Consider the following 23,835-nt stretch of genomic DNA (forward strand, 5'->3'; position numbering starts at 1 on the left):
CCCGTTGGCGCGTTGTGCACGTGTGGTCCAGCCCGGATAATGCACGACTTCACACCCAGGCATCCGCATGAGCGCACGCATACTCGACGGCAAACGCATCGCACAGGAACTGCTGGGCCAGTTGAGCCTGCGAGTTGCTGCACGGGTGGCGCAGGGGTTGCCCGCGCCCGGTCTGGCCGTGGTGCTGGTCGGCAGTGATGCCGCCTCGTCGGTGTACGTGCGCAACAAGCGCAGGGCCTGCCATCAGGTCGGTTTTCGTTCGTTCGACCATGACCTTTCCGCCGACACCACCCAGGCCGAGCTGTTCGCCCTGATCGACCGCCTCAATGCCGACCCGGACGTGCACGGCATCCTGGTGCAGTCGCCGTTGCCCGCACACATCGACGAGGATGCGCTGGTCGATCGCATCGACCCCGACAAGGACGTGGACGGATTCCAGGCAATCAACGTGGGGCGGCTGGCCCTGCGCCGGTTCGGCCTGCGCCCGTGCACCCCGCGCGGCGTGATGACCTTGCTCGGGCATACCGATCGTCCCGTGCGCGGCCAGCATGCCGTGGTGGTAGGCGTGTCCAACCACGTCGGGCGGCCGCTGGTGCTGGAACTGATGATCGCCGGCTGCACGACCACCTCATGCCACCGCTTCACCCGCGACCTGGAGGGCTTCGTGCGCCAGGCCGATATCGTGATCGTGGCCGTCGGCAAGCCGGGACTGGTCCGGGGCGAATGGATCAAGCCCGGGGCGGTGGTGATCGATGTCGGCATCAATCGGCTGGATGATGGTCGGCTGGTCGGTGACGTGGAGTTCGAGCCAGCCGCGGAACGCGCCAGCTGGATCACGCCGGTGCCCGGCGGCGTCGGCCCGATGACCGTGGCCACGTTGATGGAGAACACGCTGGAAGCGGCCGAGGCGCGTGCAAAAACGCACGGGAACGGCTGATCCGCCTGCGCCCGGCGCCGACCATCTGGCGAGGCTCACGGCAGGGCGCGTATAATTCCCTCTTTGCAGCGGGACTTTTCCATGCGCATCCTCGCCGAGGCTCTGACCTACGACGACGTCTATCTGGTTCCGGGCCACTCCATCGTACTGCCCCGCGACGTTGATACCTCCGCGCGGTTCACCCGCGACCTGCGCCTCAACATCCCGATCGTGTCCGCCGCGATGGATACCGTCACCGAGGCCCGCCTTGCCATCACCATGGCGCAGAACGGCGGCATCGGCATCATCCACAAGAACATGACCGCCGAGCAGCAGGCTGCCGAAGTGCGCCTGGTCAAGAAGTTCGAGGCCGGCGTGATCCGCAGCCCGATCACGGTGGGTCCGGATACCTCGATCAGCGAAGTGCTGCGGCTCACTCGTGCGCATAACATTTCCGGCGTGCCGGTGGTGGAGGGCAACCGCCTGGTCGGCATCGTCACCAGTCGCGACCTGCGCTTCGAGCGCACGCCGGAAGATCCGGTACGCAACATCATGACGCGCCAGGACAAGCTGGTGACGGTGAAGGAGGGCGCCAGCCAGGACGAGGTGATGCTGTTGCTGCACAAGCACCGCATCGAGAAAATCCTGGTGGTCAACGACGAGTTCCAGTTGCGCGGGTTGATCACGGTCAAGGACATCCAGAAGGCGCGCGACAATCCGCATGCCGCGAAGGATCACCACGAGGCCCTGCTGGTCGGCGCCGCGGTCGGTGTCGGCGGCGACACCGAGCAGCGCGTGGCCGCGCTGGTCGACGCCGGGGTCGACGTGCTGGTGGTGGATACCGCGCACGGCCATTCGCAGGGCGTGATCGATCGCGTGGCCTGGGTCAAGAAACACTTCGGCCAGGTGCAGGTGATCGCCGGCAACATCGTCACCGGCGAAGCGGCGCGTGCGCTGCTCGATGTCGGTGCGGATGCAGTCAAGGTCGGCGTGGGCCCCGGCTCGATCTGCACCACCCGCGTGGTCGCTGGTGTCGGCGTGCCGCAGATCACCGCGATCGACATGGTCGCCACCGCGCTGAAGGACGAAATTCCGCTGATCGCCGATGGCGGCATCCGCTATTCCGGCGATATTCCCAAGGCGCTCGCCGCCGGCGCTTCGACGGTCATGCTCGGCTCGATGTTCGCCGGGACCGAGGAGTCCCCTGGCGAAGTCGAACTGTTCCAGGGGCGCTCGTACAAGAGCTACCGCGGCATGGGCTCGATCGGCGCGATGCAGCTCGGCTCGAAGGATCGCTACTTCCAGGACGAGGCCGACGCGGACAAGCTGGTGCCCGAGGGCATCGAGGGCCGTGTGCCGTACCGCGGCCCGCTGCGCAACATCATCCATCAGCTGATCGGTGGCCTGCGCGCGTCGATGGGTTACCTGGGCACGGCAACCATCGAGGACGTGCGGCACAAGGCCCAGTTCGTGAAGGTGACCTCGGCCGGTGTCACCGAAGCGCATCCGCACGATATCCAGATCACCAAGGAAGCGCCGAATTACCGGCTGAACTCGTAAAGTCCTCTCCCCGTGCGCAGCTCGGGGAGAGGGTTGGATGAGGGGGCTTTCGCTCTTCACCCGTAACCAAAACGCAAAAGCGCCCCCTCACCCCAGCCCTCTCCCCCGGCTGTGCCGGGGGAGAGGGAGCACAAAGCCATGACCGACCTTCACGCCGACAAAATCCTCATCTTCGATTTCGGTGCGCAGTACACCCAACTTATCGCACGCCGCATCCGCGAGCTTGGCGTGTACTGCGAGATCTGGGCGTGGGATCACGATCCGGCCGAGATCGCAGCGTTCGGCGCGAAGGGCATCATCCTGTCCGGCGGTCCGGAATCGACCACGCTGGCAGACGCGCCGAAGGCACCACAACAGGTGTTCGATTCGGGCCTGCCGATCCTCGGCATTTGCTACGGCATGCAGACCCTGGCCGCGCAACTCGGTGGCGCCACTGAGGCGGCCGATGCCCGCGAGTTCGGCCACGCCTCGGTGGATATCGCCGCAGCCAGCCGTCTGTTCGATGGCCTCAGCGATCATGCCGGCAGTCACAAGCTCGACGTGTGGATGAGCCACGGCGATCACGTGTCGAAAGCACCGCCAGGCTTTGTTGTCACTGGCACCACCGAGCGCATCCCGGTCGCCGTGATGGAGAACGAGGCCAGGCGCTGGTACGGCGTGCAGTTCCACCCCGAAGTCACGCACACGAAGCAGGGCGGGGCACTACTGAAGCGCTTCATCGTCGAGATCTGCGGCTGCGCCACATTATGGACCGCGGCCAACATCATCGACGACCAGATCGCCCGCGTGCGCGCCCAGGTCGGCGACGATCACGTGCTGCTGGGCCTGTCCGGCGGCGTCGATTCCTCGGTAGTCGCCGCGCTGCTGCACAAGGCGATCGGCGACCGGCTAACCTGCGTCTTCGTCGACACCGGCCTGCTGCGCTGGCAGGAAGGCGACCAGGTGATGGCTACCATGGCCGCCGCGTCTGATGAGCATGGCATGGGCGTCAAGGTGATCCGCGTCAACGCCGCGGACCGCTACTTCAAGGCACTCGAAGGCGTGGCCGATCCGGAAGCCAAGCGCAAGATCATTGGTGGCCTGTTCGTGGAGATCTTCGACGAGGAGTCGGGCAAGATCGCCGCCGACGGCAGCAAGGTGAAGTGGCTGGCGCAGGGCACGATCTATCCCGATGTGATCGAGTCGGCCGGCAGCAAGACCGGCAAGGCCCACGTCATCAAGAGCCATCACAACGTCGGCGGCCTGCCGGCGCACATGAAGCTCAAGCTGGTCGAGCCGCTACGCGAACTGTTCAAGGACGAAGTGCGCCGTATCGGCGTCGAACTCGGCCTGCCGCGCGCAATGGTCTACCGCCACCCGTTCCCGGGCCCGGGCCTGGGTGTGCGCATCCTGGGCGAAGTGAAACGCGAATATGCCGAGCTGCTGGCCCAGGCTGATGCGATCTTCATCGAGGAACTGCGCAAGGCGGACCTGTACGACCAAACCAGCCAGGCGTTCGCGGTATTCCTGCCGGTGAAATCGGTCGGCGTGGTTGGCGATGCACGCGCCTACGAATGGGTGATCGCGCTGCGTGCGGTGGAGACCATCGACTTCATGACCGCCCACTGGTCACACCTGCCGTACGAATTTCTAGGCAAGGTTTCAAACAGAATAATCAATGAGTTGCGTGGTGTTTCTCGTGTCGTTTATGACATAAGCGGCAAGCCGCCCGCCACGATCGAGTGGGAATAACAAAATCAGTCACTTGCATGCATCCAGGAAGGCCGGCAGCTTGCCGGCTTTCTCATGTCAAGAACACAATATATTGAAATGACGGACGAAATTTTCGAATCATTCTCGCCGGCGGATGTGCAGTACATGCAACGCGCGCTGCAGCTCGCCGCGCATGCGCGCGATGCCGAGAACGAAGTGCCGGTGGGTGCTGTGCTGGTACAGGAGGGCGAGATCGTCGGCCTGGGCTGGAACCGCAACATCACCCTGCACGATCCGACCGCGCATGCCGAAGTGATGGCCATGCGCGCGGCCGGAGCACGACTCGCCAACCATCGCCTGTCCGGTGCCACGCTCTACGTGACACTTGAACCTTGCTCCATGTGCGCCATGGCCATGATCCACGCCCGTCTGGGACGCGTGGTCTACGCCGCCGCCGACCCCAAGACCGGGGCGGCCGGCAGCGTGTTCGACACCCTCGTGGATGCGCGACACAACCACCGTATCGAGGTAACCGGTGGCCTGATGGCCGACGAATCCGCCAGTTTGCTGCGTGCGTTCTTTCGCACGCGCCGTTGAGTCTATGGCGCGGCGATCCGCGTGCCTGCCGGTCGGCTGATCAGCTCCACGCGCAGACCCCATGGTGCAATGAGATCCACCTCCGTCTGGCCCGATGCCAGGCGGCGCGGTTTGCCGAGGGCGTTCACTCCCTTTTGCCGCAGTGAGCGCGCCGTGGCGACCAGATCGTCGGACCGCAGTTGAATCGGATGGTCCCGCCAGGCAAGAACGGCGCCCGCGGGTGCCGTCGTGAGTTCGACGACGGAACCGGGGCCGCATGCCAGCAACATGGAACCGGGGGAGGTGGCTTCGGATCGCGGGCCGATCGGCTCGCAACCCAGCACATCCGCAAAGAACTGCACTGCTTGCGCCATTTCGGGTACCTCGATGCTGGCGTAGTCACTGTCCTGGAATGTTGCCGCGCGGCCATCCGGTGGAACAACGCCGGCAAGCGCGCCCAGCGACACCATCGCCAGCAAGGTCAGGAAAGACTTTTTCATGATGTACAACCCGCTGCTCATTGCTCTTCGGTCGGGAGTTGGGCACGGATCGGGGCCGAAAAAGGCCACGCCAGGAATCAGACCGTTTCTGCGGGAGAACGGTCCACGGGAGCGTCGTGTCAACCCGGAAGACCATGCTCTCGTTCGTGGAGGGAAACGAACCGTTTGAGACAGCCAGCTTGGGCGGCGTCGCGGCCGACCTGATTTCTGTCTGATCTGTCGATCGGAACGCCCAGGCAGGGTTGCCTGGCCAGTCCCGGCCATCCATGTTGAAAGGGAACGAGCTCGATGAAACATCATGCAACCGCATCGCTGCGCCGCCATCGCGCAGAACAGGGGGACGCCTCGGGTACGAAGTACCGCGCGGCTCCATTCGCACGTTCCGCCAGTGTCGGCCTGGGGGCCGAAGATGGTTACGACTGGCTATCCCGGGTCGCGCGACATCGGGCAATCTCGACCTTCAGACTGACCGGTCGCTGATACCGGTCGCCATACCTTCCCGGCGGGCTTCTGCCGGGCGATGGCGCATGGGCGGGCACCCTGCGCAAACCCTCGGCCGGCGATTTGTTACGGCGGCCGCGATGGGTCGCGCCCGTTCGTGACCAATCCCGTTGAATGATGCGTTGCATCATGATACATCAGTTTGTGTTCAAGCATGAGAGATAATAGACATATAAATCAATATATTTGATCATTAATTTGCTGTTGATTATATCTATTGCTTCGCAAGTTGACACCGGTGACAATGACTCGCAAGCTGATCCCCGTTCCGATGCGGGGAGGCATGGTGAGCGCAGCAATCGACCATCTGGATCAACCAGCGAGTGTCCCGACCATGCCGTTTCTGGCGGCGGACATCGGTGGCACGCACGCCCGCGTCGCCTTGATGCAGGCCTCGCCAGACGAGGGGCGTGGGGTCGAGGTTCTTGCCTATCGCAAGTTTGTTTGCGCGGATTTCCCGGGGCCGGCGGAGCTGCTGCAGGCGTTCGTCGCCGACGCGATGCGGACTCCGGTGCGGCACTGCGTACTCGCCTGTGCCGGCCAGGTGATGGGCGACGAGGTCCTGAACGACAACCTCGCCTGGCCGATCCGCCTGTCGCCACTGCGTCAAGCGCTGGCACTGGACGAGGTGACCGTCCTCAACGATTTCGAGGCGCTGGGATACGCGCTTGACCGCCAGCTTGCCAGCAGCGGTCGTCTCCTGCGCGGACCGAACGTCCATGTCGATGGCCCGACGATGGTGATTGGACCGGGGACCGGCCTTGGCGCGGCGGTGCGCTTGCCTGACCACGCGGGCGGTCACGTGCTCACGACGGAGGCCGGCCAGATGGATTTTGCGCCGAACTCGATTCGCGAGCGCGAGATCCTCGCGCATCTGGCGCCGAATGGCGGTTACGTGGCGTATGAACACATCGTGTCGGGCCCGGGCCTGCTGACCTTGTACGCAACCCTGTGCGAATTGCGCGGGGAAACGCCACGGCTGGCGACACCCGAGGCCGTCACCGCAGCGGCGGCCGCGTGCAGCGACGCGCAGGCCGTGGAGGCGCTGGAGATCTTTTGCGCATCGCTGGGAAGCTTTGTCGGCAGCCTTGCCATGGCCTTCATGACCACCGGTGGCGTGTATCTGGCCGGAGGCTTCCTGTATTCCATGTTCGCGCTGCTCGAGCGCAGCGCTTTCGAAGAGCGATTCCTGCACGGGCGCAGCGCGCGCGCGTTCCTGTCGGGGGTTCCGGTGTGGGTGACGGAGCACGGTCGCCAGGGAGTGCTGGGTGCGGCCCGTTGGTACCTCCGGCGCGGCGTGCCTGGTGCAGCGGCACCGTGTCCGGCCGGGGCAGGCGGGTCGACCCGATGAGCTACAGCACGACATCGACGCCGAAAATTTTCCCGCGGCGGGCAGGGTGCTGCACAGGTCCGCAAGCGTGCGTGCGAAAAGTGCGCAGGGGCGGATTACCCACGCGAAGCCAGCCTCGGCGCAGGTATTTCGCCGCCGAAGGGCAGGCGCGCCCGCAGCCTGTGCATCTTTGCCACCGGCGATCCGCGCAACAGCCAACGGGCGCTGGCCCGAATCGCACTTTCGAATCAGCTCGTCCGCGGAATTCGCCTTCCGCGGGGGAACACTGAATGGAAGCGGTCATGACGATGCATAGAGACGGCCGTGCAACGACCGGCCACGCAGCAGGTTTGGCCTTGATACGTACCTGTTGAAGCACCGCGGAGCAGCTGAGATCTGGCAGACACCACCCGAGAGGTAAAGCCCATGTCCACCGTACAACGCAAGCACCCTTTGTCATTTGCCATCTCCATGTCGCTGTGCGCCGCCATGGCGACGTCAGCCATGGCGGCGCCGCGCCCGGGAGTGCAGGCGGACAGCCCGGGAACGCAGGCCGCCACCGCGCAGGACGCGTCGGCGACGCCATCGACTGATGCCCAAAAGGCCAAGTCCAGGACCGATGGCACCGGGACAGTCAAGGGAACCAGGCAGGCGGTCAACTTGTCCGCGGTCACCGTCGTCGGCGTGCGTGCGTCGCAGATGCGCGCGATCGATGTGAAGCGCCAGGCACCGGACATCCAGGACAGCATCACGGCGGAGAGCATCGGCGAATTGCCCGACGTGACCATCACCGACGCCCTGCAGCGTGTCACCGGCGTGCAGATCAACCGCGACGCGGGCGTGGGAACTTCGGTGGACGTGCGCGGCCTGCCCGAGGTCGGCACCATGCTCAACGGCGAAGCGTTCATCACGCCGGACCAGATCGACTCGCAACAACCCGACTTCACCATGCTGCCTGCCACGCTGTTCCATCAGGTGGACGTCATCAAGTCGCCCACTGCCAGCCTGACTGACGGCGGTATCAGCGGTTCGCTCAACCTGCACACCAATCGGCCATGGGATCTTCCCAACGGATTCACGTACAGCTATTCGGCCAATGCCGAGCGCGGCTCGACCACCAGGCACACGGGTCCCGAGGGAAGCGGCCTCGTCTCGTACAACGACAATGGCCGCTGGGGCTTGCTGGTATCCGCCGATTTCTCCAACACCACGCGAATGAACGCGACCGAGGGGCTGGATCAGTATGGCGCCGTGCTGAACGGCGAGAACGCCGCCAGCGCCGGCAGCTACAACGGTTTCCTGACACCGTGGAACGGCGCGCCGATCCCGTCCAGCATCGTGCAGAACGCCGATGGCAGTGTCGATGTCAATGGCGACGGGAAGTCCAACGGCGTCTTCATGGGCAGCCAGGATATCTTCCTGTACAACACCATCACCCAGCGCAAGCGCAAATCGGGCAATGCCTCGTTCCAGATGGATCTTGGCAACGGGCTCACCTTGACCAGTGATTACTTTTACGCGCAACAGCACCAGTTCGACCGCAACGTCGGCATCCAATTCAATTCCACCAACTGGCAGGGTGCGACCTACGTGCCATTGCAGTCGCGCAATACCGGCAGCCCCGCCCTCGGCTCCTATGGCACGCCGGAGCCAGGCTGGGAGAGCTCGCAGATATTCACCACGCAGGTGTACGAGAAGTGGCCGGGCGATGTGGAGTCGTTCTCGCAGATCACGCGGAAGGATTCCGTCGCGAAGAACTTCAATCTCCAGCTGGATTTCGACAATGGCGGGCCCTTCACGGGAGGCATTCGCGGCATCCACGACACGGCCAGCCAGTCGAACGTGGAGACCGATCTCAACATTTCCGATTCCGATGGTGCGCTGTGGCCCAACGTGCTGATGGACGGCGTCCCTGATAACGCCGTGCCGCCAGGCACCTTCATCTTCCCCTCTCAGCTGGGCGGAAATCGCGTGTTCAATGCCAACGGCGTTCCCCAGAACACGGTTCCGCTCATCGCCAACTTTGGCGGCCGCTACCTCTCGGTCAGCATGCCTCCATCGCTTGCCGCCGACTTCGCCAATCCCAACGGCTGGACGATGAAAACGCTGGAGTCCTCCGGCGATTACGACCGCAAGGTCGATCTCAACGCCGTGCGCTTCGACGGGCAGTACGACTTTCAGGACGGCTTCAAGCTCAAGTTCGGCGTGCGCGACAGCATCCGCAGCGCCAACAACGTCGGCTGGACCCTGGTCACGCCGGTCTACGCTGGCATGGGCGCCAGCGATCCGAATGGATGCCTGGTGCGTTATGTCGGCGCCGACGTGGTCCTGAACAGCGGTTCCTGCACCGCGGGCAATGACCAAGGTTACTTCCGCGCCGGGCCGATTTCCGCACTGCAGATACCGAATACCCCGGCACCGCTGTCGGGCAACTGGCAGAAATACACCAATCTGCTCGGGTCCGGCATCACCTTCTGGGCGGTCAATCCCGCCGCCATGGACGATCCCGAAGCGTTCTGGAAGTCGCTCTACCCCGGCACCATCCGGCAGGGAGAACCGGGCACCACCTGGGGGGTGGGGCTGAAGGAGATGTCGGGATACCTGCAGGGGGACTTCGACGGCAACATTGCCGGCATGTCGTACAGCGGCAACGTCGGCGTGCGCATCATCCACACCGACTTGAACGTCAACCAGCACCTGACCGGGGACCCGGGCGCCTATGGCACCGAGCCGGCCGATGTCGGCAGCGATATCACCAGACGCAGCTATCGGGACATCCTGCCGGCATTCAATTTCGCGCTGGACCTGACCGACAGCCTGAAATTCCGCCTGGCCTATTCGAAGAACATGATGCCACTCGACCTCAGCACGTGGGGTGGCGGCCTGCAACTGAACTACTCGCTGACGGAAACCCCGCAAGGGCCGCTGTTCCGCGTGTCGGACGGCACCTCGACGGGCAATCCGAACCTCAATCCGTGGCGCTCCACCAACTACGGCGCATCGCTCGAGTACTACATCAACCCCACCAGCATGCTCAGCCTCGCGCTGTTCCGCATCAACATGCAGAGCTTCATCAAGAGCGGCAGCGTGATCAACTGCACCTTGCCGGATGAAGATGGTGTGGTCCGCAACCATTGCATCGTGATCACCCAACCGGTCCAGGGCTCCGGCAACAGCATCCAGGGTGCGGAGTTCGATTACCGCCAGGGTTTCACGTTCCTGCCTGGCATCCTGTCCAAGACGGGCATGGAGATCAACGCCACGTACGCGCCCAGCGATTCGGGGCAAAGGGATCTGGGTGGCAACAAGATTCCGTTCCAGGACAACTCGACCAGATCCGGCAACTTCATCCTGTGGTACCAGGACGATCGCTTCCAGGCACGCCTCGCGTACAACTACCGCTCGCGGCGTGCAGTGTCGGAGGACGTGGGCGGCATCACCGGGATGGAGATGTACGAAGCGCCGCAGAAGTACCTCGACGCGTCGATCTCGTACAAGCTCAACAAGTACGCCCAACTGTTCGTGGACGGCACCAACCTCACCAACGAATATCAGCGGTATTACCTGGTGTGGCCCGACCAGCCGGCGCATTCGAACTTCTCCGAGCGCATGTTCATGGTCGGCGTCCGTGGCCAGTGGTGATCGGGAAGGGCGGCTTCGGAGCCGGGCGCGTATGACACGCGCGCCCGGCGCATGGCTGATCGCCATGGCGGCGGGCAGTCTCCCCGCGGCTGGTTACGCACTCGGCAAGCCAGGCGACCAGGACATGCTGGACGAGGTGTTGAATGGGGGCTGACACGCGCGGCGGGCGTGCCCGCACGCGCATCGGTGCTTCGCGCAAGCCGCTCCACCACGCACCCGGATCGGGTCCGACCACAGCAGGGTAGACATGCAGGATTCCAACACCACCCCAGCCACCCGCGACGACGGCTTCCGGCGCTCGATCGGCCTGTTCTCGGGAACGGCGATCAACATGACCCAGATGTGCGGCATCGGGCCGTTCATCACGATCCCGATCATGGTCGCCACCATGGGCGGGCCGCAGGCCATCATCGGCTGGATCGTCGGCGCCATCCTGGCGGCGGCCGATGGCATGGTCTGGGCCGAGCTGGGCGCGGCGATGCCGGGCTCGGGCGGTACCTACGTCTACCTTCGCGAAGCCTTCCAATACCGTACCGGCAAGCTGATGCCGTTCCTGTTCATCTGGACGGTGCTGCTGACCATCCCCTTGCTGATGTCGACCGGCATCATCGGCATGGTCGAGTACCTGGGGTTCTTTTTCCCGCACCTCAGCTGGACGGCCGTGCACCTCATCAGCGTGATCGCGTGCTTCCTGGTCGTGTTCCTGCTGTATCGACGCATCGAATCGATCCGTGCGATCACGATCGGGCTGTGGGTCATCATGCTGATTGCCGTCGTGGGCGTGTCCGCGGCCGGGTTCTGGGATTTCCACCCGGAGTGGGCTTTCACCTACCCGGCCGGCGCGTTCGCCGGCAGCCAGTTCTTCGTGGGCCTGGGGGCCGGGCTCATCATCGGCATCTACGATTACCTCGGGTATTTCACCACCGCGTACATGGGCGATGAGCTGCGCGATCCGGGCCGGACGATGCCCGGGTCGATCATCATCTCCGTGGTGGCGATGATGATCATCTATCTCGTCCTCAACATCAGCGTGCTCGGCGTGGCACCGTGGCAGGAGATCGCCCAATCCACATCGGTGGCCTCATTCGTGGTCGAACACAGCTGGGGCCATGGCGCCGCGTCGGTGATGACGGTCCTGATCATCGTGACGGCCTTCGCCTCGGTGTACACCGGCCTGCTCGGCGGCTCGCGGGTGCCCTATCAGGCAGCGCATGAAAAGGTGTTCCTGTCGGTGTTCGGGCGACTGCACGCCAAACACAGATTCCCGCACATTGCGTTGCTGACGATGGGCGTGGTGATGGCGGCGGGGACGTTTTTCGATCTGACCGAAGTCATCAACATGCTGCTGGCGGCGACGATCATCGTGCAGTCGGCCGCGCAAATCGTCGCGCTGGTGGTGTTGCGCAAGCGCCAGCCCGGTCTCAAGCGGCCATACCGGCAGTGGTTGTATCCAGTACCGTGCGTGATCGCGCTGCTGGGGTGGATCTACGTTTACGCGTCGGCCTCGACGCTGTCGCTGATCCTGTCCGGTGCGTGGATTGTCGCGGGGCTGGTGGTGTTCGTGATCTGGGCCAAGGCCAACAAGTCCTGGCCGTTCGCGCCCGTGCAAATACGGGAAGTCTATCTCGGGAGCAAATGACGCCATGCGAACTATTGTGAGTCGTGCGGTCTGGTCGATGGCGGCGGTGGCATGGGTGGCCGCAACGGGTGCTCATGCCGCAAGCGTCTACGCGCCCACGCCCATTGGCCAGGATGCCGGCCAGGCGGCCGAGATTGGCCATTGGCAAATCCAGTCGAATGCCAAGGCGCAGCAGGGTGGGGCGGAGATTTCGGCCGATGGCTTCCCGACCAGTGACTGGTATCCGGTGAGTGGTCGCGCCACGGTCATGGCCGGGTTGCTGGAAAACGGCAAGTACCAGGACGTGTTCCACGGCGACAACCTGCGCACGGTGGCGGTGCCCGATACCAATCAACACCAGTTCGTGGTTCCCTGGTGGTATCGCACGCAGTTCACGCTGGCCACGATCGCGCAGGGTCGGCATACGCTGTTGCGCACCAACGGGATGGTTGGCGGTGCGGACGTGTGGCTCAACGGGCACGAAATTGCGGCACGGGCCGATCTGCGCGGCGCGTATCCCGTGCACGTGTTCGATGTCACGCCGTGGGTGCATGAGGGCGTGAACACGCTGGCGTTGCGCGTGCATCCGGCGGATCCGCAACTGGATTTTTCCATGGGCTGGGTCGACTGGAATCCGCCGCCACCCGACAACAACATGGGCCCCTGGCGAGGCGTGGACATCGTGCAGACCGGGCCGGTCGAGCTGCGCTTCCCCGCAGTGACATCGAGTCTTTCACTGCCGGACCTCGCGCACGCGGCGTTGACGGTGAAGGTGGATGTGCGGAATCTCGACCGCGTGTCACGCGATGCCACGGTTACCGGAAAGGTGGCCGGGGTGACGTTGCACCGGGTGGTGCACCTGCAGCCCGGGCAGAGCGAAACCGTGGCGTTTTCGCCCAGCACCGATCCGGGCCTGGCGTTGAACCAGCCCAAGGTCTGGTGGCCGATCGGCATGGGCGCGCAGCCGTTGTACCAGCTGCAATTCACCGTCGCCGTCGGGGGCGTGACCTCCGATCAGGCGAGTGCGACATTCGGCATACGCAGAGTGCAGTCTGCGCTGACCAGGCAGGGCTACCGCCAGTTCTCCATCAACGGCAAGCCGGTCCTGATCCGTGGCGGCGGCTGGGCACCCGACATGTTCCTGCGCCATGACCCCGCGCGCGTTGCCACCGAATTCGACTACGTCCGCAATCTCGGGCTCAACACGATTCGCAGCGAAGGCAAGCTGGAAGACCAGCACTTCTACGACCTCGCCGATCGCTACGGCATCCTGATCCTGCCGGGCTGGGAATGCTGCGACAAATGGGAGTCCGCCGCCAAGACGGGCGGCGAGCCGTGGAACGCCGCGGATGAAAAGACCGCCGCCGAATCGATGGCGAGCGAGGCCAGGTTGCTGCGCAACCATCCATCCGTCATCGGCTTCCTGATCGGCAGCGACAATGCGCCGCCACCCGCGCTGGCCAAAATGTACGTGAACACGCTGCGCGCCGCCGATTGGCCCAACCCGATCATCTCCGATGCGGCGGAGCAGGAAACTGCCGTGACCGGCCCGTCGGGTTTCAAGATGCGGGGTCCCTATGCGTGGGTGCCGCCCGCATACTGGTACGCCGACAAACTTGGCGGCGCGTTCGGGTTCGATTCCGAAGTGGGTGCCGGCGCCGACATCCCGCGCCTGGAGGATATCGAACGCATGCTGTCGCCACAGGAGCGCGAGGCGCTGTGGAAGTATCCGGATGTCAGACAGTTCCACGCCGCATCGGCGTGGTCGCCATTCTCGAGCATCGAGCCATTCGATACGGCGCTGGCCAGGCGCTACGGACCACCCAGGAGTCTCGAAGACTTCGTCGCCAAGGCCCAGCTTGAAAACTACGACAACGTCCGCGCGCAGTTCGAGGCGTTCAACGCCCACATGGATGCAGCCAATCCATCCACCGGCGTGATCTACTGGATGCTCAACAACGCTTGGCCTTCGCTGCACTGGCATCTTTACGACTATTACCTCAACCCGGCAGGTGCGTATTTCGGCGCCAAGAAGGCCAACGAGCTGGTGCATATTCAGTACTCGTACGACACACGCGCCATCGTGCTGGTCAACCACACCCTCATCGACGAGCACGGCCTGCAGGCGCGAATCCGCGTGCGCAACCTTGATGGCAGCGTGCGCTATGACAAGCGCCTGACGGGTATCGACCTCGCCGGGAACCATACGTCGCGCCTGCTGACACTGCCCAGGCTTTCCGGGCTGTCGCCCACCTACTTCGTCGAGCTCAGTCTGGAGTCGAGCGGCGGTCAACCCGTCAGCCGCAACGTCTACTGGCTTCCGACGCAGGCCGATGTGCTCGACTGGGCGCACTCCAACTGGTACCTCACGCCGGTGACGCAATACGCGGACCTGACCGCGTTGCAGTCCCTGCCGACCGCGACGAACCAGGTGCACGCGACACTGCGACGCGCTGGCGACGAGAACGTGGTGACGGTCACGCTGACGGTACCCGCATCGTCGAAGGCGGTGGCGCTGCTCCAGCACGTGGCGATCCGACGGGCCGCGCACGGCGACCTCGCGCTGCCGATCCTGTGGAGCGACAATGACGTTACGCTGTGGCCCGGCGAGTCGCTCACCCTGACCGCGCGTTACGCAGGGCAGGGGACGGCGACGCCGGTCGTCGAAGTCAGCGGGTGGAACGTTCCCGACCGGAGCGTGCCGGTAGACGCTACGCAGGGAACCAAGCATTGAATCAGGCCAGACCTTCATGACGCGCGTGACCATCGGCGACGTCGCCCGCATCGTCGGGACATCGAAGAAGACCATTTCGCGCGTGCTCAACAACGAGCCGAACGTGAGCGAGTCGATGCGCCAGCGCGTGCTGTCCGCCATCGCCACGCTCAACTACCGGCCGCTTACCTCGGCGCGCAGCCTGGCCACCAACCGTTCCTTCATGATCGGCCTGCTGTACGACAACCTTTCGCCCAGCTACATCATGGAAGTGCAGGCCGGCGTGCTGGAAGCGTGCGAGGCGAGGCACTACAGCATGATGGTGCAGCCGCTGGTCTCGACGGCAGCGGACTTCGTCGAGCGGGTCGAGGAGATTCTGTCACGGCACCAGCCCGATGGACTGATCCTCACCCCGCCGATCACCGATCATCCGCAGTTGCTGGATTGCCTGCGCAAGCACGGCCTGCCGTTCGCCTCGATCGCGCCTCGCCACCCCGAGAACTGCATCGGCGTGATGCTGCACGAGCGTGAGGCGGCCGCGGCGATGGTGGAACACCTGGTCTCGCTTGGCCACCGCCGCATCGCGCATATTCTTGGCGATCCCGAACACGGCGCCGGCATCTGGCGCCTGGCGGGCTATCGCGACGGCCTCAAGCGCGCCGGGCTGGAAGAAGACCCGATGTACATGGTCCAGGGCCGGTTTTCCTTCGAGTCGGGGGTGGCGGCGATGCGCCAGTTGCTGGCACTGAAGCAGCGGCCGAGCGCCGTCTTCGCGGCCGACGACGACATGGCGATCGGTGCGATCTGGGCAGCCGCGGAAGCCGGGGTATCGGTCCCGCGTGACATTTCCATCTGCGGATTCGACGATACGATGATCGCGACCCAGGTGTGGCCGCCGCTAACCACCATCCACCAGCCGGTGCGCGAGATGGGCCGGCGCGCCACCCAGGAACTGTTGCTGCGCGTGCTGGACAAGGGAGAACCGCGGATGGTCGAGGTCGACTACGAAATGCGCATCCGCGCCTCGACGGCGGCCACGCCGTAGCCCGGATTGCGTACCATCCGGGTACTTTTCTGCAAGCAACACCATTAATTCAAAGGAGGGTACCCGCATGCCTGCCGCAGCCAACACCGCGAAGTCCGCCCGGAAGTTTCACTTCATTTCAGGGATGCCGCGCTCGGGCAGCACGCTGCTGGCCGCCATCCTCAACCAGAACCCGCGTTTCCGCGCGGGCATGACCAGCCCGCTGGCCGACATCATGGGTGTGGTGATCGCGGAGGCGAGCAGCAAGAACGACTTCTCGTTCGCCGTCTCCGATGACCAGCGCGTGGCGATGCTGCGCGGCCTGGTCGAGAGCTTCTATGCGGGGCAGGCGGACGCCGGTGTCGTGTTCGACACCAGCCGGCTGTGGTGCAGCCGGATGCAGTTGCTCGACACGCTGCTGCCGGGGGCGAAGGTCATCGCGTGCGTACGCGAGCTGTCATGGGTGCTGGACAGCATGGAACGGCTGGTACGCAAGCAGCCGGTCGCGGTCAGCAAGGTGTTCCGCTTCGACACCAACACCACGGTGTACTCACGCATCGAGGCGCTGACCGACCCGCGGGGCATGGTGGGGTTCGCCTTCCAGGCCACCAAGGATGCGTTCTATGGCCAGTATGCCCCGGGTCACCTGCTGGTACTGACCTACGAAAGCCTGGTGCGCAACCCGTCGGCAGCCATGCGCGCGGTCTACCAGTTCATCGGCGAACCCTGGTTCGAACACGATTTCGACCACATCGCCTACAACGCCGACGAGTTCGACGCGCGGGTCGGCATGCCCGGCCTGCATACCGTGCGCCCGAAGCTGGAGCCGATCGAGCGTACCTCCATCCTGCCGCGCGAAATCTTCAGTCGCTTCGTGCACGAATCGTTCTGGATGGATCCGAAGAACAACGTCAGCCAGGTGCCCATCGTGTAATGACCCGGTGAATTCCTGCTCGGGCGCCACCTTTTTGCCGACGTAGTCGGGTCGGATGCTGCGCGTGGCATCCCCGTTAATCCACGTCTTTGGCCTACCAGGTAAGGCACCATGCCGTGATTGACTACATGGCCATTGACCATCGGGTCAGTAATAGCGCGGGATGGGACCGAGCCGAGGCGTCATGCGGTCGCGAAGATCGAACGAGACTTCGTCGACATAGCACCAGCCCCAGCCTTCCGGCGGGTCGTAGCCCTCGATGATCGGATGCTGCGTGTGGTGGAAATGCTTGCTCGCGTGACGGTTTGGTGAATCGTCGCAACAACCCACGTGACCACAGGTACGGCAGATGCGCAGGTGAACCCAGGTATCTCCGGATTTGAGGCATTCCTCGCAGCCACGCGCACTGGGCGTGACGTCACGGATGGAAGCAAGATGGGTGCAATGGTCGGGCATGGGGGAACTCCGTTGTCAGCAGGAGGGGGGATCTATGCTTGCTGGTGCGCAAGGATCATAGTCCGGCGACGGTGGCTTCGGCATCGGGATGATGAAACCCGTACTCAACGGGCAAGCCCACGAAATCGTCGAGTTGGCACGCACGGCTTCGGGCGCTGACCGGTCACGGAGGTACGCTGCGGCAGAGGAGGAAGGTACTTGATTCTCTGCAGTGTCGACCCGATCAGTGTTTCACGTTCCTGCCCCCGCCAGTGGGAGGCGCCATGCAAGACGAGACGCGCAACGCTTCGTACGACCCGGTCGATCCGGACCCTCATTCACGCGACGCGCAGCGATTTCCTCGCCTGAGCGACGACATGGCCGAACGTGTCGCGGCTTATGGCGAGGCTGAGCAGGTACCCACCGGTACCGTTCTGTTTGAACGCGGTCAACGCGGCGCGGATTTCTTTCTTGTGCTGGAAGGTGGCATTGAAGTTGTCGATCTCGACAGTGATGGCCATCCGCGAACGGTCACCACGCATACGCGCCATGGATTCACCGGCGAACTCGATCACTTCAATCAGCGCAAGATCCTGGTATCGGGCCTGACGGTGGCCGAGAGCCGCCTGATCCGCATCACTCGCGACAACTTCCGCAGGCTGATCAGCGCCGAGCCTGACATCGGCGAGATCATCATGCGCGCGTTCATTCTTCGCCGCGTTGGCATCATCCAGCAGGGTATCGGCGGCGTCGTGCTGATCGGGCCGGAGCATGGCGCGGACACGCTGCGACTGCAGCGATTCCTGGTCCGGAACGGTTACCCGCATCGCCTGATCGATACCGATCTCGACCCGAAGGCAGCCGGACTGCTCGACACGTTCGAGCTCCAGCCGCGGGTATTTCCCGTCGTGGTTTCGCCGGACCATCAGATGTTGATGAACCCGACGACGGCGGAGCTTGCCGACAGCCTGGGGCTGACCGAATCGCTCGAACCCGGCCACGTCCATGACGTCGCCGTGGTGGGAGCGGGGCCGGCAGGGCTGGCGGCGGCGGTGTACGCCGCCTCCGAGGGGCTGGATACCATCGTGATCGAGGGCATGGCGCCCGGAGGTCAGGCGGGTACGTCGTCGAAGATCGAGAACTATCTGGGATTTCCCACCGGCATTTCGGGTCAGGCCTTGGCGGGCCGTGCGCAAATTCAGGCGCAGAAGTTTGGTGCTCGCCTGGCCATCTCACGCAATGTGGTGAGGCTCCACTGCGCGTCGCAGCCTTACCAGCTGGAACTGGACGATGGACAGCGGGTGGCGGCGCGTGCCGTGGTGATCGCGACGGGAGCCCGCTATCGCAAACTGGATGTGCCCAACTACGACCGCTATGAAGGGCAGGGTATTCACTACGCGGCCACGCCGATGGAAGGGAAGCTTTGCACGGGCGAGGAAGTGGTGGTGGTGGGTGGCGGAAATTCCGCGGGACAGGCGGCGGTGTTCCTGTCGCGCATCGCCGCGCATGTGCACGTGCTGGTGCGTGGGACCGGATTGGCAGCCACGATGTCCGACTATCTCATCCAGCGTATCCAGCAATCGCCCCGCATCACTTTGCACACCGAAACGCAGATCGTTGGCCTTGAGGGAAATGACCGCCTGCAACAGGTGACCTGGTCTGGACGGCACGATGGCTCACGCGAAACCCTGGCAATCGCCAATGTGTTCGTGATGGTCGGCGCCGAGCCGAACACGGATTGGCTTCATGACTGTCTCGCAATGGATGCGAAGGGCTTCGTCAGCACTGGCGTCGATGGCGAGGGCAGGCCCACCTCCGGGCTGTTCGCTACCAGCATGCCCGGCATCTTTGCGGTGGGCGATGTGCGCAGCGGTTCGGTCAAGCGTGTGGCGTCCGGCGTCGGCGAGGGGTCGGTGGTGATCCAGGCGGTGCATAAGTTCCTGAATCCCGAGTCGAGTTAGGTTTCCGACTGTCTCTATACGCCACGTGTGATATATTATTTTACATAATATACATTATGCGAAATCTAGCAGTCGTGATTATCCTCACCCTCGCGGCATATGCCGCGATCAGGAACGGGGGTTCCACGCACCATGCACGGATTCTGGAGTGAGACGAACTGGCGTCTGGACGGCGACGCCCTGTTGATGCCCAACGGCTGGCGCCTGCCGCTGCGCGACGTGCTGCAATGGCGCGACGACCTCATGCAAGGCCGGCACGACCTGGGCGGCCGCTGGTCAGGCTGGCGCGTCCGCCAGCAATGGTTGATCGCGCCCGGCGGCAGCGTGCGACAACACCGCATCGCCGAACACGTCATGCGCCAGCACATACGCACGGCCGACTGGGATCGGCAGGAACTCGGCCGGCGCCAACTGACGCTGTTCTAGCGAATCGGGCGATCCGCGTAGCCACCACTGCAGCGTACCGGATTGCCCACACCGCTCAGTTGCGTGTAGCTCGACCCGCGCACCACCACGACGACACCGCCGACACACCCCTGCCCGTCCAGCAGCTCACGACGGCGTCAATCCTCAAGGAGCTTTCGACGCTGAAGTTCACGACCGTATGCATCTTGAGCCTGGCTCTGGGCGACTACTTGCCTGGCACTATCGTTGAACTGCTGGATAGCCGCCGCTTGGTCGATATCGCGTTGCCGCTCAAACTCGCGGTAGCCCACAAAGCCGACGATCAGCAGCAACGCGGCGGCAACGATGGCAGCAGCAATCTTCGTTAAAGACAGGGGGAGCCTGGAGCCAGATCAAAAGAAGAAAGCTAGCCAGAAGCCCTATGCGCGTGAACGCGCCACCATCCAACAGTACCGCGGGCGGCGACGCAGAACTCAACGGGCTCCGTCGACGCCCAAAAGCTCGTCACGAGCGGCAAATCCGCTTCGGGGCGCCCGTCGTAAAGTGCGGTTGCTTTCCAGTCGTACACTGTTATCACGTTGCCCCGGATATCGATAAAGGTGTAGGAGCCGGATACCTTCCGAGTCCCCGATCCAGGTAACGGTGAACCAAAGCGCTCGACCAGATCACGAGGCGAGATGTGCAACAAGCGACTGCGCCGGATGGTTTCCGCTGTCGACGCATGGGGTGACAGAGTGAACATACACATGGATTCCGGCTTGTGTCGCTGGCGAGGCAGGCCGAGCAAACTATCGGGAGTCGCTGCCGCTGGCGCACTGGCAGATCGCGATATACGTATCGCCGAACTCGAATCTCAAGTTGCACTACTGACAGCATCGCATGTCGCCATGATTCGCGCCGTGGGTGAATTGGGCGGCTTCAGCAAGTGGGCACAGTTCTATGACTCGTATGACCGTCCCTACCCTCCTTGATTGACGATCATTCTCGGTTGGGCACTGCAAGATCCGATGACTTCAAGCCAAGAACGGCCGCTCACTCTTAGCGTCGTCGTGTGCTTGATGTGCTAGCGAATTCTTCAAGGACGAGTATCATTCACGAATGATAACGAATCGTATTCGCGGCATTTTACGCGACCTTTCTATGGCAATGCTTCTGCTTCTCGGCATGACGGTCTTCCCGGTCATGGCTCAGGATGCGATGACCTCGGTTCCGCAGACCTGGCAAATGCTCGACTACCTGGCCACCGACTACGCCGGTGCCGTGAAGGATGGCGCTGTGATCAGCACCTCCGAGTACGCCGAGATGCGGGAGTTCACGAGGACGGCTCGATCACGTATCGGTGCGTTGAAGCCGACCGCTGCAATGCCTTCACTGTTGAAGCAGGCTGACACGCTGGTGGCGTCGGTTGATGCCAAGGCTGCACCCGCTCAGGTCGCGACACAGGCACATGCGCTGGCCGATGCGTTGCTGCAGGCGTACCCGGTCCCGACCGCACCGGAACGCGCTCCCGATCTGGCGCGCGGGGCAACGCTCTATCAAAACCAGTGCGCCGCCTGTCATGGTGCCACCGGTCACGGTGATGGGTCTGCTGGGTTGCTGCTGTCGCCCCGACCGGTGAACTTCACCGATCAGAGGCGGGCCGATCAACGCAGCGCGCTGTCGTTGTACGAGGTGATCAGTCAGGGCGTTGAAGGCACGCCAATGGCGAGCTACGCGCAGAAACTATCTTCCGACGACCGCTGGGCGCTGGCGTACTACGTGGGTTCGCTGGCTTACACCAAGGAAGCAGTCACCGGTGCCGATACCTGGCAACGCGTCAGCGCCGCGCGAGCGCAGATCGCCGACTTGAAGGAGTTGTCTCGCGTGCGTGTCGCGCAGTTGACGCCCACCCTCGGTGCGGAACGTGCTCGGACGATCGTGGGTTATCTACGGGCTCATCCGGACGTCGTCCAGCAACAGGCATTGGCGGGCATCCCGTTGGCGCGGGCGCGACTGGCGGCGAGCCTGACGGCTTACCGTGCCGGCGCGCCGACGCAAGCCACCCAACTTGCGCTGTCGGCCTACCTCGATGGGGTGGAACCGGTCGAGCCGCAGCTCAATGCACGTGACAGCGCGCTGCGCGCCCAGCTCGAAACGGCGATGGGTGCCTATCGCACCGCGCTGTCGAGCAACGCTTCCGTGGCGTCGGTGGTGAAACAGGTCGATGCCATTGATGGTTTGTTGGTACGCGCACAGGAAGTCACCGCCGATGCGGCGGGCGATGCTGCCGCCATCTTCCTGGGTGCTTTCACTATCCTGGTCCGCGAGGGTCTGGAAGCCCTGCTGGTCGTCGTCGCACTGCTCGCCTTCCTGCGCAAGGCCGCACGGCCCGAAGCGCTGCGCTACGTGCATGCCGGCTGGATCCTTGCGCTGGTTGCCGGCGGTATCACCTGGGCGATCGCCAGCTACGCGATCTCCATCAGCGGTGCCGGTCGCGAATTGACCGAGGGACTGTCATCGCTGTTCGCGGCGTTCGTGCTGCTCGGGGTGGGCCTGTGGATGCACCAGAAGAGTATCGGCGGTCGCTGGCAGGCGTATCTGAAGGAAAAGATGGCGGCCGCGCTCAACCGACGTTCCGCGTGGTTCCTGTTCGGGCTGGCCTTTATCTCGGTGTACCGCGAGGTGTTCGAGAGCATCCTGTTCTACGCCGCGCTCTGGAACGACGGACAGGAGGTATGGCTGCTCGGCGGCATCGCCACCGGTGCCGCCGTGTTGGGCCTGATCGCCTGGGTGCTGCTGCGCACCAGCCGGCGCTTGCCGATCAGCACGTTCTTCTCCGCAAGTTCGGCGCTGATCGCCGTGCTCGCCATCGTGCTGACTGGCAAAGGTATCGCCGCACTGCAGGAGGCCGGCTGGGTCGCGGTGAGCGTGGCACCGGTGCCGCATATCGAACTGCTGGGCATCTATCCGACCTGGCAGTCCTTGCTGGCCCAGTTGGTGATCTTGGTGCTGTTGACGGTCGGATTCGTGTTCAATATCTGTCGTGGCCGCCAACCCACGCCGTCATCCACGGCAACCAAGGAAGTCCTCCCCAACGCAGAATGAAAGCAGCAGGACATGAGTGACTGCGGCTGCCATGCGCAAGCGTCCAATGAGGCGGAACGCCGGATTCTTCGTCTCGCCCTGGGACTCAATGCCTCGATGTTCGTGGTCGGCATCGTCGCCGGCGTGATCGTCCAGTCGATGGGCTTGGTCGCCGATTCGCTCGATATGCTGGGCGATGCCTGCGCCTACGGCATCGCGCTGATGGCCTGGTCGCGCAGCGTGCGTTTCAAGGCTGCGGCCGCCCACTGGAACGGGACCTTGCTGGTTGTGCTGGGACTCGGCGTATTGGCCGGCGTGGTCTGGCGCCTGACCATGGGAAGCCATCCCGAGGGTGCCTGGATGATGAGCATTGCCTTCGTCTCCCTAGTCGTGAACGCCACAGTGCTGCGACTTCTGGCGCGTTTTCAGCACGGTGAGGTGCATCTGCGCGCGATCTGGCTGTGCACGCGTGCTGATGTGATCGCCAATCTGGCGGTGATCGTCTCCGGTGTGCTGGTGCTGCTTCTACACAGCGCGGTGCCCGATCTGGTCATCGGTGCGGCCATCGCGTGCTACGTGCTGAAGGAGGCGTTGGGCATCCTGCGCGAAGCGAAGGAAGCGCGGATCGCGGCCCTTGCCTCGATCGCGAAGCCATGACGTTTCCGATGTCGGGGTTTGACTCGATGGCTTACGCCGTTGACCTTCGACTGTTCCACGCGATCCATTCGCCGGTGCCACCGTCGCCGGCGATGCTTCATCTCGCACGTGTCCTGGCCTGGATGCCGACCACCACCTCGACCGCCATGAAGCCGAGCAGCAACAGCAGCGCGATGGTCAGGTACTTCTTGTCCGCATCCGGTGCTACGCCATGGCCATGGTCGTGATGATGATCGCGATCGTGTTCGTGAGGTTCGGCGGTGACCATGCGTTCTCTCCTGTGCGGTGGCCACCTTACGTGAGCACCG

General features: G+C 63.8%; 19 protein-coding genes. 16 read left to right on the forward strand and 3 right to left on the reverse strand.

Features of this window, described 5'->3' with window-relative positions; all coding sequences use genetic code 11:
• Positions 1 to 67: 67 nt before the first annotated feature.
• The 4 genes from folD to tadA all read left to right on the forward strand — a co-directional run bounded on the left by folD (position 68) and on the right by tadA (position 4,765).
• Positions 68 to 937 (forward strand): bifunctional methylenetetrahydrofolate dehydrogenase/methenyltetrahydrofolate cyclohydrolase FolD, encoded by an 870-nt coding sequence (folD, locus tag B0E47_RS07645; RefSeq protein WP_077513430.1) that lies wholly within the window; start codon positions 68 to 70, stop codon positions 935 to 937.
• Between the two features lie 81 nt (positions 938 to 1,018).
• Positions 1,019 to 2,476: an IMP dehydrogenase gene (guaB, locus tag B0E47_RS07650; RefSeq protein WP_077513431.1), complete on the forward strand. Its 1,458-nt coding sequence runs from the start codon at positions 1,019 to 1,021 to the stop codon at positions 2,474 to 2,476.
• A gap of 138 nt (positions 2,477 to 2,614) precedes the next feature.
• A complete protein-coding gene (gene guaA / locus B0E47_RS07655; RefSeq protein ID WP_077513432.1) occupies positions 2,615 to 4,207 on the forward strand; it encodes a glutamine-hydrolyzing GMP synthase in 1,593 nt (530 codons plus the stop codon).
• 78 nt (positions 4,208 to 4,285) lie between these two features.
• Positions 4,286 to 4,765, forward strand: coding sequence for a tRNA adenosine(34) deaminase TadA (gene tadA, locus B0E47_RS07660; protein ID WP_077513433.1), 480 nt, complete (start codon positions 4,286 to 4,288; stop codon positions 4,763 to 4,765).
• A gap of 2 nt (positions 4,766 to 4,767) precedes the next feature.
• Here tadA and B0E47_RS07665 read toward each other — a convergent pair whose 3' ends face one another.
• Positions 4,768 to 5,265 (reverse strand): VOC family protein, encoded by a 498-nt coding sequence (locus B0E47_RS07665; protein WP_077513434.1) that lies wholly within the window; start codon positions 5,263 to 5,265, stop codon positions 4,768 to 4,770.
• A gap of 724 nt (positions 5,266 to 5,989) precedes the next feature.
• On the opposite strand from B0E47_RS07665, the gene B0E47_RS07670 reads away from it, so the two are divergent.
• The 7 genes from B0E47_RS07670 (at position 5,990) to B0E47_RS07695 (ending at position 17,006) form a co-directional block, all read left to right on the forward strand.
• A complete protein-coding gene (locus B0E47_RS07670; protein ID WP_254422861.1) occupies positions 5,990 to 7,096 on the forward strand; it encodes a glucokinase in 1,107 nt (368 codons plus the stop codon).
• Positions 7,097 to 7,501: 405 nt separating this feature from the next.
• Entirely contained in the window at positions 7,502 to 10,717 is a 3,216-nt protein-coding gene (locus tag B0E47_RS07675) for a TonB-dependent receptor (RefSeq protein ID WP_077513436.1), read from the forward strand.
• 31 nt (positions 10,718 to 10,748) lie between these two features.
• Positions 10,749 to 10,871 carry a hypothetical protein gene (locus tag B0E47_RS17340; RefSeq protein ID WP_256363536.1) on the forward strand — a complete coding sequence of 41 codons (123 nt, stop codon included), beginning with the start codon at positions 10,749 to 10,751 and terminating at the stop codon, positions 10,869 to 10,871.
• A gap of 93 nt (positions 10,872 to 10,964) precedes the next feature.
• A complete protein-coding gene (locus B0E47_RS07680; protein ID WP_077513437.1) occupies positions 10,965 to 12,356 on the forward strand; it encodes an APC family permease in 1,392 nt (463 codons plus the stop codon).
• A gap of 4 nt (positions 12,357 to 12,360) precedes the next feature.
• Entirely contained in the window at positions 12,361 to 15,069 is a 2,709-nt protein-coding gene (locus tag B0E47_RS07685; protein WP_077513438.1) for a glycoside hydrolase family 2, read from the forward strand.
• A 16-nt stretch (positions 15,070 to 15,085) separates the two neighbouring features.
• Positions 15,086 to 16,093: a LacI family DNA-binding transcriptional regulator gene (locus B0E47_RS07690; protein ID WP_077513439.1), complete on the forward strand. Its 1,008-nt coding sequence runs from the start codon at positions 15,086 to 15,088 to the stop codon at positions 16,091 to 16,093.
• A gap of 67 nt (positions 16,094 to 16,160) precedes the next feature.
• The gene (locus tag B0E47_RS07695) at positions 16,161 to 17,006 is read left to right on the forward strand and encodes a sulfotransferase (protein ID WP_077513440.1); all 846 of its coding nucleotides are present in this window, start codon (positions 16,161 to 16,163) and stop codon (positions 17,004 to 17,006) included.
• A 147-nt stretch (positions 17,007 to 17,153) separates the two neighbouring features.
• Here B0E47_RS07695 and B0E47_RS07700 read toward each other — a convergent pair whose 3' ends face one another.
• Positions 17,154 to 17,462, reverse strand: a complete 309-nt coding sequence (locus tag B0E47_RS07700) for a UBP-type zinc finger domain-containing protein (protein ID WP_077513441.1) — start codon at positions 17,460 to 17,462, stop codon at positions 17,154 to 17,156.
• Positions 17,463 to 17,725: 263 nt separating this feature from the next.
• On the opposite strand from B0E47_RS07700, the gene B0E47_RS07705 reads away from it, so the two are divergent.
• From B0E47_RS07705 to B0E47_RS07730, 5 genes are all read left to right on the forward strand, one after another.
• Entirely contained in the window at positions 17,726 to 19,402 is a 1,677-nt protein-coding gene (locus tag B0E47_RS07705; protein WP_077513442.1) for an FAD-dependent oxidoreductase, read from the forward strand.
• A gap of 132 nt (positions 19,403 to 19,534) precedes the next feature.
• Positions 19,535 to 19,828 carry a hypothetical protein gene (locus tag B0E47_RS07710; protein WP_077513443.1) on the forward strand — a complete coding sequence of 98 codons (294 nt, stop codon included), beginning with the start codon at positions 19,535 to 19,537 and terminating at the stop codon, positions 19,826 to 19,828.
• Between the two features lie 185 nt (positions 19,829 to 20,013).
• The gene (locus B0E47_RS17015; RefSeq protein ID WP_168171031.1) at positions 20,014 to 20,175 is read left to right on the forward strand and encodes a hypothetical protein; all 162 of its coding nucleotides are present in this window, start codon (positions 20,014 to 20,016) and stop codon (positions 20,173 to 20,175) included.
• 829 nt (positions 20,176 to 21,004) lie between these two features.
• Positions 21,005 to 22,891: a cytochrome c/FTR1 family iron permease gene (locus B0E47_RS07725; RefSeq protein WP_254422862.1), complete on the forward strand. Its 1,887-nt coding sequence runs from the start codon at positions 21,005 to 21,007 to the stop codon at positions 22,889 to 22,891.
• Between the two features lie 12 nt (positions 22,892 to 22,903).
• Positions 22,904 to 23,527: a cation transporter gene (locus B0E47_RS07730; protein WP_077513445.1), complete on the forward strand. Its 624-nt coding sequence runs from the start codon at positions 22,904 to 22,906 to the stop codon at positions 23,525 to 23,527.
• Positions 23,528 to 23,624: 97 nt separating this feature from the next.
• Here B0E47_RS07730 and B0E47_RS16770 read toward each other — a convergent pair whose 3' ends face one another.
• Positions 23,625 to 23,795, reverse strand: a complete 171-nt coding sequence (locus B0E47_RS16770; protein WP_254422863.1) for a hypothetical protein — start codon at positions 23,793 to 23,795, stop codon at positions 23,625 to 23,627.
• Positions 23,796 to 23,835 lie beyond the last annotated feature (40 nt).

It is taken from the genome of Rhodanobacter sp. B05, from assembly GCF_002001085.1.
Taxonomy (GTDB): domain Bacteria; phylum Pseudomonadota; class Gammaproteobacteria; order Xanthomonadales; family Rhodanobacteraceae; genus Rhodanobacter.